Genomic DNA, 12,987 nt, shown 5'->3' with positions numbered 1-12,987 from the left:
CGGGCGGCCGCCGTGGCAACGGGCCGCACGCGTGGCAGGATGAGGGCAACGCCGCTCAACGAGAGGATGGCCATGTCTCAGCCGGACACCACCGCGCATCAATCGACGCAGGGTGAGAAGAAGAACATGTCGCTGCTCATCAGGGGGGCGATCTGGATCGCCATCGGCGCGCTCATCGCGGCCGCTCTCGTGTGCGTCGTCTGGGTACTGATCGGCGATCAGGACGGCCTGATCGGTCGGGCGTTCCTGACCATCCTGCTCCTGGCCGCCTTCGCCGGCATCGCGATCCTCGAAGCGGGGCTCGCGCCGAACAGGCCGGACTGGCTGGCTCTCGCCAGCATGGTGACGTGGATCGTCGCACTCCTCGTCGGCGCCGTGAAGATCTGGCTTCCCGAGGAAGACGGCTACTTCACCGGTGCGGAGCGGTTCTTCCAGCTGCTGCTCGTCATCGGCATCCTGCAGCTCGCCCTGCTCCACGTGCGTCTCTTCACTCCCGCGGCGCGGCGCCACGTGACGACGTTCACCCGGATCATCTACATCGCGACGATCGTGTTCCTGGGCGGCCTCGTCGGCCTGCTCATCTTCTACCTGGCCTTCCCGCACAGCTTCGACTACGGCGAGCTCTACTGGCGCATCGTGGTCGCGCTGACGATCCTCGCGGCCGTCGGCACGACGCTCATCCCGCTCCTGAACGCGCTCTTCGCGCCGAAGAAGCCTTCGCAGGCATCCGCCGCGATCGCCGCCGCTCCGGCCTGGCCCACGTACGCCGACGGCCTCACCCCGCTCCCCGTGCTTCCCGACGGAAGTCCGGACTGGAACGCCTACTACACGGGCTACCCGACTGTCGCGCCGCAGCAGCAGGCGCTCGGGCAGGCGCCGGCAGCGGCGTTCCCTGTGGTCCCGGAGCCTGTCGCGCCGCAGTACGCGCAGCCGTTCACCCCGCCCGCCCCGCAGGCGCCCGAGGTTCCGGCGGCCCCGCAGCAGGCGGCTCCGCCCGCGTTCCCGCCACCCCCGCCTGCCCCGCAGCACCCCGCACCGTGACGCTCGAGGGCGAGCTCAAGGATCTCGCGACGGAGATCGCGCGTGAGGCCGGAGAGCTCGCGCTCCGCCGTCGCCGCGATGGTGTGCACCTCGCCGCCACCAAGTCGACGATCGCCGACATCGTCACCGAAGCCGACCGCGAGGTCGAGGCGCTGATCCGCGAGCGGGTCGACGCCGCCCGCCCGGACGACGGGTTCCTCGGTGAGGAGTCCGGCGCCGACCGCGGGACGAGCGGCATCACCTGGGTCGTCGATCCGATCGACGGCACCGTCAATTACGCCTACGGCATGCCGGCGTACAACGTGAGCATCGCCGCCGTGCGCGGCTCGGCCGAGCCCGAATCGTGGGAGGCGCTCGCCGCCGCGGTCAACGCCCCTGCGCTCGGAGAACTCTTCACGGCGGCTCGTGGACATGGCGCTTGGGTGGGGGAGACCCGCCTCGCGGTCACATCGGACACATCGGCCGGGGCTCTGCTCGCCACCGGCTTCGGCTACGACCCGGCCACGCACGACGGCGACCTCGCGACCGTGCGACGGGTGATGACGATGGCCCGGGATCTGCGTAGATCGGGATCGGCCGCGCTCGACCTCGCGTACGTCGCCGCCGGGCGACTCGACGGTTACTTCGAACGAGGACTCAAGCCGTGGGATTTCGCGGCGGGAGCGCTCCTCGTCGAGGAAGCCGGCGGTCTGGTCTCGCGCCACGACCTCGATTCGGCGAGGCCCATGCTCATCGCCGGAGGACCCGAGGTGCATGCGCGCCTCCTCGCGCTGCTCGGTGAGAAACACTGAGCTGTTCATGGCATTCCCAGGCGGATACCGGTAGGGTTTTATGCGATCGTTACTTTCACCACCCGAAGGTGAAAGCTGAGTTTGCGCCCCCGAGCTTGACGCACGACCGAGAGAATAACGCTTTTGCCCTTCGAGAATCCCCAGGCTGCCTCTGCGCCCACGCGCCGGTCCAGCCGACTCCGCACTGAGGCCTCTGAGGCCCCCGCGGTGGGACCGACGGAGTCTGTCGCAGCAGCTGAGGCCGTCCTCGCCATCGCCGCTGTCACCCCGCTTTCCCGCCGTGCCGCCCGCCAGCGTGTGACCGCGGACGCCCCGATCGACGACGCGCCCCTGGCCCGGATCGATGACGCACCTGTGCAGCCGGCCGACGTCGAGCCCGACGCCGCTGATGCTCCGGCAGTGACCGACAAGGTCGAAGAGCTCGTCGAGGTTTCCGAGCCGGTGGAGGCCCCCGAGGCTTTCGAGATGCCCGCAGCGCCGAGCGCGGACGCGTCGGATGACGCGGTAGACGCAGACGCCTTCGAGCGCGCCTCCCGCGCGTTCCGTGCGACCGGGCCCGTGCCCACGGCATCCGCTCCGTCCGAGCCCGTCGCGGACGACGCGACAGCCGAGGGCGACGCCGCCACGGCTGCTCCCGACGTGGCGCAGCGCCGTTCGCGCAGCGCGCGCAAGGTGTTCGCCGTCGGTGCGACTGTCGGTGTCATGAGTCTTGCGGGTCTGCTCGCGGTCTCGATGACTCTCCCTGCCGAGGCTGTGGCCGCCGCCCAGGGGACCTCCGTTGCTGCGACTTCGCTCATCGCGTCCTCTCAGCAGGCCGCCGATGGCGACTCCGCCGACGAGATCCAGGCCTTCGTCGCTCCTGCCGGCGTCCAGAACGAGTCGCTGACACGCGCCGACGGGTTCAGCACGATCTCGCTCGTCCAGGTCGCTGCCGAGCAGGGCATCAACTACTCCAACGAGGTCTTCACGAACGACCCCGACGCGGCCATCCAGTGGCCGTTCCTCGTCGGCGTCGGAATGACCGACGGCTACGGCATGCGCAGTGGCCGCATGCACGAGGGAATCGACTTCGTCCCCGGCGACGGCGCTCCCGTCCAGGCCATCGCCGACGGGACCGTGCGCATCGCGACCGAGCAGGGCGACGCCTACGGCGTGACCGTCTACATCGATCATGTGATCGACGGCGCGGTCATCACGAGTCACTACTCGCACATGCAGTACGGATCGCTCCAGGTCGCCCAGGGACAGACCGTGAAGGTCGGCGACATCGTCGGCAAGACCGGAAACACGGGCCGTTCCTACGGCGCGCACATGCACTTCGAGCTCATCGTCAACGGATCGACCATCGATCCGCTGCCGTGGCTCCGCACGAACGCGGGTCGACACTCGGACTGACCGCCTTGATTTCATGAGGACGCCATGGTGATGGTATTCTCGTGTGGTTGCCCCGAGAGGGGCAGCACGCCCCGATAGCTCAGTGGCAGAGCACTTCCATGGTAAGGAAGGGGTCGTCAGTTCAATCCTGACTCGGGGCTCGCAGCATTCTTCTCACACGCGGACGGATGCCTCGCGGCAGGGTAGCTCAGCTGGTTAGAGCGCACGACTCATAATCGTGAGGTCGCGGGTTCAAGCCCCGCTCCTGCTACAGATCAAGACCCCCGGTTTCCGGGGGTTTTGTCGTTTCTGCCCGACGGCATCCTCTGCGATGGTTAGGCTCACTGCATGCCTATGCCAGATGAGACCACTTCCGTCAGCCTCGCCTGGGGAAAATCTCTCCTCGGTGTCGCGGCGCTGATCTTCAGCGTGTCCATCGTGTTGGCAGCGGGAGAGTGGTGGCAGTTCGTCACTTTCGGCGTGATGGTGCTGCTCGGCGTCGTCCTGCTGGTCAGCGGTGTGCGTGACATCGTTGCGAGTCGTCGCGAGAAGCAGGTATCGCGAGACGAAGTCACCGAGAGCTGAAACACCCCTCGGGCTCGAGCGACGAACGCGCCCTCAGTCGTCCGGGATGAGCCTCTTGCCGGTCAGTGACGTGGCCTCGCGCGTGTAGTCGAGGCCGTCGTAGAACGCGAGCACCGCGTCGTTCCCCGCGCGGACCATCAGCATCACCTTCGGGCAGCCCAGCGCCACGAGCCGTGCTTCTGCCTCGTGCACGAGTCGTCGGCCGATGCCTTCGCCGCGGCGGGCCGGCGCACTCGCGAGGTAGTACAGCCACCCACGGTGCCCGTCGTACCCCGCCATGACCGCGCCGACGAGCATCCCCTGATCCACGGCGACGAGCAGCAGCTCCGGCCACACCGCGCGAGCTCGGCGGATGTCGGCTCGCGGATCGTTCCAGGGGCGGGTGAGACCGGTCTCGTGCCAGAGGTCGATGACCGGGTCGATGTCGGCATCGGTCAGGGCGCGGATCTCCAGAGTCACCTGGCAAATCTACTTCGGCGCCGGTGGAGCGGTCGAACGAGGGGGTGGTGTCCGCCCTGGGGCACCACCCCCTCCGCTCAGTCCACGCGGGACACGTGGTAGTGCGAGATGAGGAGCTCGTCGTCGTCCTCACGCTCGAAGACCAGCGTGAGGTGCGTCGCGATGTCGTCTCGCCCCTCGAGGTGGAACACAGCCGCCAGGTAGGCCACGACCGCGTCATCTCCGAGGTCGTGCGCCCGCAGGACGTCATACTCCACCGTCAGGGGCACCGGCTGGGAGTCGTAGTACGCCACAACCCCTGAACGCCCGATCGAGTGGTGCGGCCGCAGGCCCTGGAAGAGCGCGTCCGCGGTGAAGGCGGAGGCGATGCGGTCGAGGTCTCCGTCGCCGATTCCCTGCTGCCATCGGGACAGCGCCGATGCGATCCGGGCTGCCGATGGCGTCACCTGCGCGGTCATGGTCAGTGCCCTGCGCTCTGGCCGCCGTCGATGTGCAGGAACTCGCCCGTGACGAACTCGTTCTGCTCGAGGTAGACGATCCCGCGAGCGATGTCATCCACCGTGCCGGCCTTCTGCAGGGGGTGGAAAGCCGCGAGCTGCTCCGGTGTCGCGCCGCCCTGCAGGGGAGTGAGGATCATTCCGGGCGAGACGGCGTTGACGCGGATGCCGCGGTCGCCGTACTCCACGGCGAGCGACTTCGTGGCTGCCGCGATCCCGCCCTTCGTGAGGGAGGCGAGCACCGACGGGATGTCGGATCGTGCGGATTCGACGAGCGTCGTGGTGATGTTGACGATGTGCCCGCCGCCCTGCTCGAGCATGGGGACGATCGCGTTTCGCGTGAAGTGGAAGAAGCCTCCGAGGTTGACGCCCAGGTTGAGCGCGTAGTCCTCATCGGTCGTATCCGTGAAGGGCTTGGCGGTGAACACCCCCACGTTGTTGACGAGCGTGTCGACTCGTCCGAAGCGGTCGAGGGCGGTGCGCACCACGTTCGCAGCGGTGCGGGGATCGGCGGCGTCACCGGGGACGGCGACGGTTCCCGGGTCGTCGCCGTCCGTGATCGAGCGGGACGTGGCCACGACGGCGTATCCGAGCTCGCGGTAGGCGGCGACGAGTCCGGCACCGATTCCCTGCGAGGCACCGGTGATGATCGCGACTTTCTGAACAGACATGATTCTCCTATAGACGATCGGTCAACTACTGACATTGACCGTTATAGACGATCGGTCATATACTTGTCAAATGGGTCGGACATCGGATGCACGGGAGCGGCTGCTCGAAGCCGGAGAGCGGCTTTTCGGCGAGCGCTCGTACGGGGCGATCGGCGTCGCCGAGATCAGCGCCACTGCGGGTGCGCCGAAGGGCAGCTTCTACTACTACTTCCCGTCGAAGCAGGAGTTCGCCGTCGCTGTGATCGATGAGCACTGGCGCCGACAGAAAGAGGAGTGGTCGAGCATCCTGTCGGCGGAGGGCAGCCCCGTCGATCGCCTGCACCGGCTCTTCGAGGCCACCGCCGCCGTGCAGCGTGAGGCGAAGTCAGGCGTCGGTGCCGTCGCCGGGTGCATGTTCGGCAACCTGGCCCTTGAGCTCTCGTCCACGGAGCCAGTCATCCGGGAGCGGCTCCAGGAGATCTTCGACACCCAGGTCGACATGGTCGGAGCAGCGCTCGGCGACGATCGGCGTGAGATGGCGACCGCCGTCGTCGCGAACCTCGAAGGTCTCGTCCTGCTGGCGAAGCTGCGCAATGATCCGTCGCTGATCGAGTCCCAGTGGGACAGCACTGCCCGGATGCTCGAGGCCGGCGCCTCGGCCTGAGGCTGCGAGACGCAGCCGTGTCAGTCGGCGGGCGGGAAGCGCTCGATGTTGGCTTCGACCCAGCCGCGGAGGGCACGCAACGGCTTCTCGGCGTCGACGCCGAGGTCGGTGAGGGAGTACTCCACGCGGACCGGGACTTCGGCGAAGACCGTGCGCACCAGCAGTGCGCGCGCCTCCAGGCGCCGCAGCGTCGCGGTCAGCACCTTCGGGCTGATCCCCTGCAGGCGCGTCTTGAGCTCCCCGAATCGCTGCGGCCCGTCGCTGAGCGCCCCGATCGCCAGCGCGCTCCACTTGTCCGCGAGCAGATCGAGCACTCCGCGGCAGGGGCATTGCGCGTCGTACACGTCGTGAGGAGCATCGATGCGGCAGGCAGTCTCGGTCGGCATCCGTCCATGGTATCTCTTGGATACTTAGGGCGCTTGCGGGTAACTGGGGGTCTTCGGATAGCGTGACGGGCATGGCAAACGACACCTTCTCCCTCCCCGACCAGATGCCCGCGATCGGCGCGCGCGGCCGACGACCTGTCACGGATCCCGAGTCGCTCTCCGACCTCACCCTGCCCGTTCCATCCCCGACGGGCAGGGATCTCCTGGTCGAGGTCGAGGGCGTCTCGATCAACCCCGTCGATGTGAAAGTCCGCGCCGGCTCGCCGACCTCGGGTGCGCATCGCATCCTCGGCTACGACGCCGTCGGCGTGGTCGTCGGCCTCGGCGATCAGGCCACCCGCTTCGCCGTGGGGGACCGGGTGTTCTACGCGGGCCAGATCGACCGCCCCGGCACGAACAGCCGCTACCACCTCGTCAACGAGAACATCGTGGGGCACGCTCCGCGCTCGCTGTCCGTCGCGGAGGCGGCAGCGCTCCCGCTGACGGCGATCACGGCGTGGGAAGCGCTCTTCGACAAGCTCCGTCTCGATGACCGCAGCGAAGGGACCCTTCTCGTCATCGGTGCGGCCGGCGGTGTCGGATCGCTCCTCATCCAGTTCGCCAAGGCGCTCACGAAGCTTACGGTCATCGCGGTCGCCTCGCGCCCGGAGTCGGTGGAATGGGTGGAGCGGATGGGCGCCGATCACGTCGTCGGCCGCGACTTCGCCGACGAGGTCTCCGCGATCGCTCCGAGCGGTGTCGACTACGTCTTCACGTCGTTCACGCCCGGCAACGTCCGCGCGATCGCCGACGTCATCCGTCCGCGGGGCGAGGTCGTCTCCATCGACGAGACCGGCGGCAGCATCGACGCGCTGAAGGGCAAGAGCGTGACCTGGCACTGGGAGTTGATGTTCACCCGCCCGGTGACCGACCCCGCCGACCACTACCAGCACGAGCTCCTGGAGCAGGTCGCCGAACTCGTCGACGAGGGTGTGATCCGCACCACGATGACCGAGCATCTGACGCCCCTGGATGCCGCGACCATGCGCCGAGCGCATGAGATCGTCGAAGCCTCGCAGACGATCGGCAAGGTCGTCGTCACGGACTGGCCGGAAGCGGCGCATCCACTATCGTGATGTGGTTATGACTGCTGCCGCCCGGCACGATGCCATCCTCCGCGAGCTCGAACTGCGCGGCTCGCTGACCAGCGCCGTCCTCGCGGCGCGGCTCGGCGTTACCCCGATGACGTTGTGGCGAGACCTCGTCGCTCTGGAGCAGAGGGGTCTGCTCGCCCGCGTGCACGGGGGAGCGATCTCGCTCGCGGTCGCTCAGCAGCAGTCCCGCGAGGACGGGTCGGGGGCGCGCGCCCGCCCTCGACCGGTGGCGACCATCGGCATGATCGTGCCGACCACCCAGTACTACTTCCCCGAGGTGATCCGCGGGGCCAGTCAGGCGGCCCACGAGTCGAACTGCCGCCTGGTCGTCGGCGCGACGAACTACTCGTCGCAGGAGGAGTTCCGCCAGGCGGAGCGGCTCATCGCCAGCGGCGTCGATGCACTGATGATCACGCCGCACGACACGATCGCCGGGAGCTCGCCCCTGCAGCGGATGCTGGAGGAGGCGGGCATCCCGATCGTCATGGTCGAGCGGTCCGTCGAGGATCACCTCGCCGGCCGCCTCGAGTGGGTCCGCACCGACCATGCGCATGGGGCGGAGGTTGCGGTGCGTCACCTCGCGCAGCAGGGGCACCGGGCCATCGCGCTCGCCGCCCGACCATCGGCGACGGTCGCCGGGCTGGATGCGGGCTTCCGGCGTGCCATGGCCGCGATCGAGCCGGCATCCGCTCTCGCACTCCGCCGTGATCTCTCGCACCCGCAGATCGGAGACAACGCCAACATCGCAGAGCTCGACGAGCTGCTCGACGAGTGCGTGGCACAGGGGATCACGGCAGCGATCCTGCTCGGCGATGCGGATGCCATGGCATTCCTCGATCTGGTGCTGGAGCGCGGACTGCGGGTTCCGGAGGATTTCGCCGTGGTCGCCTACGACGATGAGGTGGCAGCCTTCGCCACCGTGCCGCTGACCGCCGTCGCGCCGCCCAAGCACGAGCTCGGTCACGCCGCACTGCGCCTGTGCGTCGACCGTCTGAAGCAACCTGTGGGTGCCGCACACACGCCCGTACGGATGGCGCTGCTGCCGGCGCTGGTGGTTCGTGAATCCTCGGTTCGCACCGACTGATTGTTAGGTTTTGTGAGAAAACCCTCCGTTGTGTTGGTGAATCGCGCCGGGTGACGAATGATCGATCTCGCACGGTCAACGATTCAAAGGAGAACCCGCGATGTCCCTGCGTCGAACTTCCCTCTCCGTGGCGGCACTGGTCGCCACCTCCGCACTCGTCGCGGGATGCGCTGCGAGCAGTCCCGCGGCCGACCCCGTCAAGACCGAGACCCCGAAGGGTGAGGTCATCTTCTGGTCGTTCCTCAGCGGAATGGCCGATGTCGTCGCCGCGTTCAACGCGAGCCAGGACGACATCACCGTGAACTTCGAGGAGATCCCGAACGGAGCGAACGGCGGCTACACCAAGCTGTCGGCGGCCATCGAGTCCGGCAGCGGACCCGACGTCGTCGGCATCGAGTACGACCGGCTCCCCGGGTTCGTCGCGGCCGAGCAGCTCGCGCCCGTCGACGACCTCGTCTCCGAGGACATCCTGGGGGAGTACGACGAGCAGGTGCGCAACCTGGTCTCGTTCGGGGATGCGGCCTATGCCCTTCCCTACGACGCGCCGCCGATGGTCGTCTGGTACCGCCAGGACGTCCTGGAGGCCGCCGGTGTCGAGGTCCCGACCACCTGGGACGAGTTCGAAGAGGCGGCGCGTGCGGTCAAGGCCGTGAACCCCGACGCCTATCTGACGAGCTTCTTCACGAACGAGCCGCAGCTCGCACCGATGTCCTGGCAGGCAGGGGCCGAATGGTTCAGCGTCGAGGACGAGAGCTGGAAGGTCTCGGTCGATGACAAGAAGTCGCAGGAGGTCGCCGACTACTGGCAGCGCCTGATCGACGAGGACCTGGTCAAGGCGCAGCTCGGCTTCAGCGACGAATGGACCGCGGACCTGAACAGCGGTGTGGTCAACGCCTGGGTCGGCGGCTCCTGGAGCGCGTCCGCGCTCAAGACCCGCACCGAGGCATCCGGTCAGGCCGGCAAGTGGATCGCCGCCGCTCCGCCGTCGTGGGATGGCGAGCCGACGGGTGCGCTCAGCGGAGGCACGAGCTTCGCGATCCCCGAGAACTCCGAGAACGCCGCGGCCGCAGCCGTCTTCCTCGAGTGGCTGGTGACATCACCCGATGCGATCGAGGCGCGGGGCGCCGTGGGCACCGCGTACCCGGCCTACCCCGGGCTCTCCGACGTCGCGGCATCCGTCGCTCCCGTCGACTACTACGCGAACGACATCTACGAGGTCTTCGACGAGGCGTCGGCGAACCTCGGACCGTGGGCCTGGGGACCGAAGTACGACCTCACGGCCACGGCCCTCAAGGATTCCGTCACCGCCTCGCCCACACTGAGCGAAGCGCTGACCGCGACGCAGCAGGCCACCGTCGACGGGCTCGAGAAGCTCGGCCTCGACATCAAGGACTAGCGGATGCATCGCCGGGCGGGCCTCGAGAACGGTGCCCGTCCGGCGGTTCAGATCGAAGGATGACGACGATGACAACTCCCGCAACCGCGAAGCGGCGGACGACGAGGAAGACGATCCCGGGAACGGGCGGGCGCACCGCCTCCGTCTTCCTGATCCCCTTCTTCACCCTGTTCGCGCTGACGATGATCGCCCCGGTGATCTACGCGATCGGCATGAGCCTCTTCGCCGAGAAGCGCAGCGGCCTCGGCTTCGGTGGCTCGACCACCGAGTTCGTCGGGCTCGGGAACTACTTCGAGGTCCTGTCCGACCGCACCTTCACCGACGGATTCGGGCGGCTCGCCCTCTACTGCCTGCTCTACGTCCCGTCGCTTCTCGTGGTCGCCCTCGTTCTCGCGCTGCTGCTCGACTCGGCCGTCGCCTACGCCAAGCGGGCGTTCCAGCTGCTGCTCTTCCTGCCGCATGCCGTCCCCGGTGTCATCGCGGCTCTCATCTGGGCCTACCTCTACACCCCGGGTGTGAGCCCGATCGTGAAGGCCCTGGAATCCGGCGGGATCGGGATCGACTTCCTCTCGGTGCAGCTCGTGCTCCCCTCCATGGTCAACATCGCCGTGTGGGAGTGGGCGGGCTACAACGTGATCATCCTCTTCACCGCTCTCCAGGCCGTGCCCCGCGAGATCCTCGAGGCCGCACGCGTCGATGGCGCCGGTGAGATCCGCACGGCCTTCTCGATCAAGACCCCGCTCGTGTGGCCCGCCATCGGCGTGGCTCTGCTGTTCACGGTCATCGGATCCCTCCAGCTGTTCACCGAGCCGAAGATCCTGTCCTCCGCGACCACCGCGGTCACCAGCACCTGGGTGCCGAACATGTGGGCGTACGACGCGGCGTTCAACCGCAACAACCTGCCGCAGGCCGCAGCCGCCTCCATCATCCTGGCCCTGCTCGCCGGCCTGCTGTCGTTCGTCGTCACCCGATTCACCTCGAAGGAGCCGACGCGATGACCTCCGTGATCGACCGTCCGGCGCCCCGCGCCGCGGCACCCGCGAAACCGCCGCGGACCCCACGCCGGAACCTTGCGGGCGGGCGCCACCTGCCGTCGAAGGTCGCGGTCAACGGCCTGCTGATCCTCGGCTCCGCCTACATGGTGCTGCCTCTGCTGTGGCTCGTGTTCGCCGCGACGAAGAACGCCGGCGAGCTCTACTCCGGAGACGCTTTCGCCTTCGGATCGGATCTCGTCGCGAACATGCAGCGACTGCTCGGCCAGGACGACGGCATCTTCCTGCGCTGGCTGGGCAACAGCATCCTCTACGCGGGCGTCGGCGCCATCGTCGGCGGATTCGTGTCGCTGATGGCGGGATACGCGTTCGACAAGTTCGAGTTCCGCGGCAAGCGCGTCCTCTACGCATCGGTGCTCGTCGGCGTCCTCATCCCGAACACCGCCACGGTGATCCCGCTCTACCTCCTCGCCGCCTCCATCGGTCTCACGAACACCATCTGGGCCGTGCTGATCCCGACCCTGTGCAACCCGTTCAGCGTGTACCTCGCGCGCGTCTTCTCCTCGGGCTACCTGCCGGCCGAGACGCTCGAGGCCGCACGCGTCGACGGCGCCGGCCCGATCCGCAGCTTCCTCCAGGTGGGCTTCCCGATGCTGGTCCCCGGCTTCGTCACCATCGCGCTCTTCCAGTTCGTGGGCATCTGGAACAACTTCATGCTGCCGCTGATCATGCTGCAGAACCGCGATCTGTTCCCATCCAGCGTCGGCATCGCGCTCTGGCAGAGCCAGGTGCAGCAGAACCCGGAGTTCTCCACCCTCGTGATCGCCGGCTCCTTCGTCTCGGTGCTGCCGTTGATCATCGCCTTCGTGATGCTGCAGCGGTTCTGGCGGGCCGGCCTCTCCGCAGGGAGTGTCAAATGAGCCCGCGTCGCCCGGTCATCGCCTTCGCGATGCCCGACTCCGTCAGGCACCGCGTGTTCCCGGCCCGCTCGATGGAGCAGTACGAGGCGATCGCGGAGGTCGCCGGCCATCTCACCGAGTTCGACTCCGCCGCCGCGCGCCGCGTCCTCGACCGCGTCGAGGTGCTCATCACGGGCTGGGGTGCGCCACGGATCGATGCGGCACTGCTGGACGCCGCCCCACGGCTCGAGGCGGTTCTCCACGCCGCCGGCACGGTCAAGCCCTACCTCGATCGCGTGGTCGTCGACCGCGGCGTGCGGGTCAGCTCGGCGGCCGCCGCCAACGCCGTGCCCGTCGCCGAATACGCGGTGGCGATGATCGTCCTCGCCGGGAAGCGCGTGCTCCCCATCGCCCGTCGCTACCGGGACATCCGAACGCAGTTCGACATCGAAGCCGCCTTTCCGGAGATGGGGAACCACGGGAAGCGGATCGGCATCATCGGCGCGTCGAAGATCGGCCGGATCGTGATCGACATGCTGAAGGCCTACGCGTTCGAGGTCGTGGTCTACGACCCCTACCTGGACGACGCGGAGGCGGCTGCCCTGGGCGTCGCCTCGGTCTCTCTCGACGAGCTCCTTCGCACGAGCGACGTCGTCTCCGTGCACGCCCCCTCGCTGCCGTCGACACGCGACCTGGTGGACGCGCGCGGCATCGGCCTCATGCGCCGCGGCGCGACTCTGCTCAACACCGCGAGGGGCGAGCTGGTGGATCAGGAGGCGCTCACGCGCCGCGTCGTCGCCGGCGAGCTCTTCGCGATCCTCGACGTCACGGTGCCGTGGATCCTCGAGCCGGACCATCCGCTGTACACGGCAGAGAATGCTCTGCTCACGCCGCATATCGCGGGCTCGCTCGGGGAAGAGCTCGGCCGGCTCTCCGGCGCGATGCTCGAAGAGCTGCGGCGGATCGCCCGCGGCGAGCCGCTCCTGCACGAGATAGAACCCGACCTCCTCGCCATCACCGCCTGACCTGATCCACT

The 12,987-nt window shown here is 68.1% G+C and carries 15 protein-coding genes and 2 tRNA genes; 13 read left to right on the top strand and 4 right to left on the bottom strand.

Going from position 1 to position 12,987, the window contains the following annotated elements; all coding sequences use genetic code 11:
* Positions 1-72 precede the first annotated feature (72 nt).
* The 6 genes from ABS642_RS08975 (at position 73) to ABS642_RS08950 (ending at position 3,791) form a co-directional block, all read left to right on the top strand.
* Positions 73-1,041 (top strand): hypothetical protein, encoded by a 969-nt coding sequence (locus ABS642_RS08975; RefSeq protein WP_350353048.1) that lies wholly within the window; start codon positions 73-75, stop codon positions 1,039-1,041.
* A complete protein-coding gene (locus ABS642_RS08970) occupies positions 1,038-1,832 on the top strand; it encodes an inositol monophosphatase family protein (protein WP_350353047.1) in 795 nt (264 codons plus the stop codon). The genes ABS642_RS08975 and ABS642_RS08970 overlap by 4 nt, the downstream gene beginning before the upstream one ends.
* A gap of 207 nt (positions 1,833-2,039) precedes the next feature.
* On the top strand, positions 2,040-3,227 hold the full coding sequence (locus tag ABS642_RS08965; RefSeq protein ID WP_350353046.1) for a peptidoglycan DD-metalloendopeptidase family protein: 1,188 nt from the start codon (positions 2,040-2,042) through the stop codon (positions 3,225-3,227).
* A gap of 68 nt (positions 3,228-3,295) precedes the next feature.
* Positions 3,296-3,367 (top strand) — tRNA-Thr (locus tag ABS642_RS08960).
* A gap of 36 nt (positions 3,368-3,403) precedes the next feature.
* Positions 3,404-3,477, top strand: a tRNA-Met gene (locus tag ABS642_RS08955).
* Between the two features lie 77 nt (positions 3,478-3,554).
* Complete coding sequence (locus ABS642_RS08950) at positions 3,555-3,791, top strand: hypothetical protein (protein WP_282214312.1); 237 nt, start codon at positions 3,555-3,557, stop codon at positions 3,789-3,791.
* 33 nt (positions 3,792-3,824) lie between these two features.
* On the opposite strand, the gene ABS642_RS08945 is transcribed toward ABS642_RS08950, so the two are convergent.
* From ABS642_RS08945 to ABS642_RS08935, 3 genes are all read right to left on the bottom strand, one after another.
* On the bottom strand, positions 3,825-4,250 hold the full coding sequence (locus ABS642_RS08945) for a GNAT family acetyltransferase (protein WP_350353045.1): 426 nt from the start codon (positions 4,248-4,250) through the stop codon (positions 3,825-3,827).
* A 77-nt stretch (positions 4,251-4,327) separates the two neighbouring features.
* Entirely contained in the window at positions 4,328-4,708 is a 381-nt protein-coding gene (locus ABS642_RS08940) for a nuclear transport factor 2 family protein (protein ID WP_350353044.1), read from the bottom strand.
* 2 nt (positions 4,709-4,710) lie between these two features.
* The gene (locus ABS642_RS08935) at positions 4,711-5,418 is read right to left on the bottom strand and encodes an SDR family oxidoreductase (protein WP_350353043.1); all 708 of its coding nucleotides are present in this window, start codon (positions 5,416-5,418) and stop codon (positions 4,711-4,713) included.
* A gap of 70 nt (positions 5,419-5,488) precedes the next feature.
* Here ABS642_RS08935 and ABS642_RS08930 point away from each other — a divergent pair, with 70 nt between their 5' ends.
* A complete protein-coding gene (locus ABS642_RS08930; protein ID WP_350353042.1) occupies positions 5,489-6,061 on the top strand; it encodes a TetR/AcrR family transcriptional regulator in 573 nt (190 codons plus the stop codon).
* A gap of 20 nt (positions 6,062-6,081) precedes the next feature.
* Here ABS642_RS08930 and ABS642_RS08925 read toward each other — a convergent pair whose 3' ends face one another.
* Complete coding sequence (locus tag ABS642_RS08925; protein ID WP_282214307.1) at positions 6,082-6,447, bottom strand: helix-turn-helix domain-containing protein; 366 nt, start codon at positions 6,445-6,447, stop codon at positions 6,082-6,084.
* Between the two features lie 71 nt (positions 6,448-6,518).
* On the opposite strand from ABS642_RS08925, the gene ABS642_RS08920 reads away from it, so the two are divergent.
* The 6 genes from ABS642_RS08920 (at position 6,519) to ABS642_RS08895 (ending at position 12,976) form a co-directional block, all read left to right on the top strand.
* Complete coding sequence (locus ABS642_RS08920) at positions 6,519-7,562, top strand: zinc-binding alcohol dehydrogenase family protein (protein ID WP_350353041.1); 1,044 nt, start codon at positions 6,519-6,521, stop codon at positions 7,560-7,562.
* A 7-nt stretch (positions 7,563-7,569) separates the two neighbouring features.
* A complete protein-coding gene (locus ABS642_RS08915) occupies positions 7,570-8,664 on the top strand; it encodes a substrate-binding domain-containing protein (protein ID WP_350353040.1) in 1,095 nt (364 codons plus the stop codon).
* Positions 8,665-8,764: 100 nt separating this feature from the next.
* Positions 8,765-10,060, top strand: a complete 1,296-nt coding sequence (locus ABS642_RS08910) for a sugar ABC transporter substrate-binding protein (protein WP_350353039.1) — start codon at positions 8,765-8,767, stop codon at positions 10,058-10,060.
* A 68-nt stretch (positions 10,061-10,128) separates the two neighbouring features.
* On the top strand, positions 10,129-11,058 hold the full coding sequence (locus ABS642_RS08905) for a sugar ABC transporter permease (RefSeq protein ID WP_350353038.1): 930 nt from the start codon (positions 10,129-10,131) through the stop codon (positions 11,056-11,058).
* Entirely contained in the window at positions 11,055-11,972 is a 918-nt protein-coding gene (locus tag ABS642_RS08900) for a carbohydrate ABC transporter permease (RefSeq protein WP_350353037.1), read from the top strand. The genes ABS642_RS08905 and ABS642_RS08900 overlap by 4 nt, the downstream gene beginning before the upstream one ends.
* The gene (locus tag ABS642_RS08895) at positions 11,969-12,976 is read left to right on the top strand and encodes a hydroxyacid dehydrogenase (protein ID WP_350353036.1); all 1,008 of its coding nucleotides are present in this window, start codon (positions 11,969-11,971) and stop codon (positions 12,974-12,976) included. Before ABS642_RS08900 ends, ABS642_RS08895 begins: the two co-directional genes overlap by 4 nt.
* Positions 12,977-12,987: the final 11 nt, after the last annotated feature.

Source organism: Microbacterium sp. A8/3-1 (assembly GCF_040267695.1).
GTDB lineage: Bacteria > Actinomycetota > Actinomycetes > Actinomycetales > Microbacteriaceae > Microbacterium > Microbacterium luteolum.
The sequence above is the reverse complement of the archived record's forward strand: the minus strand, read 5'-3'. Positions and strand labels throughout refer to the sequence as shown.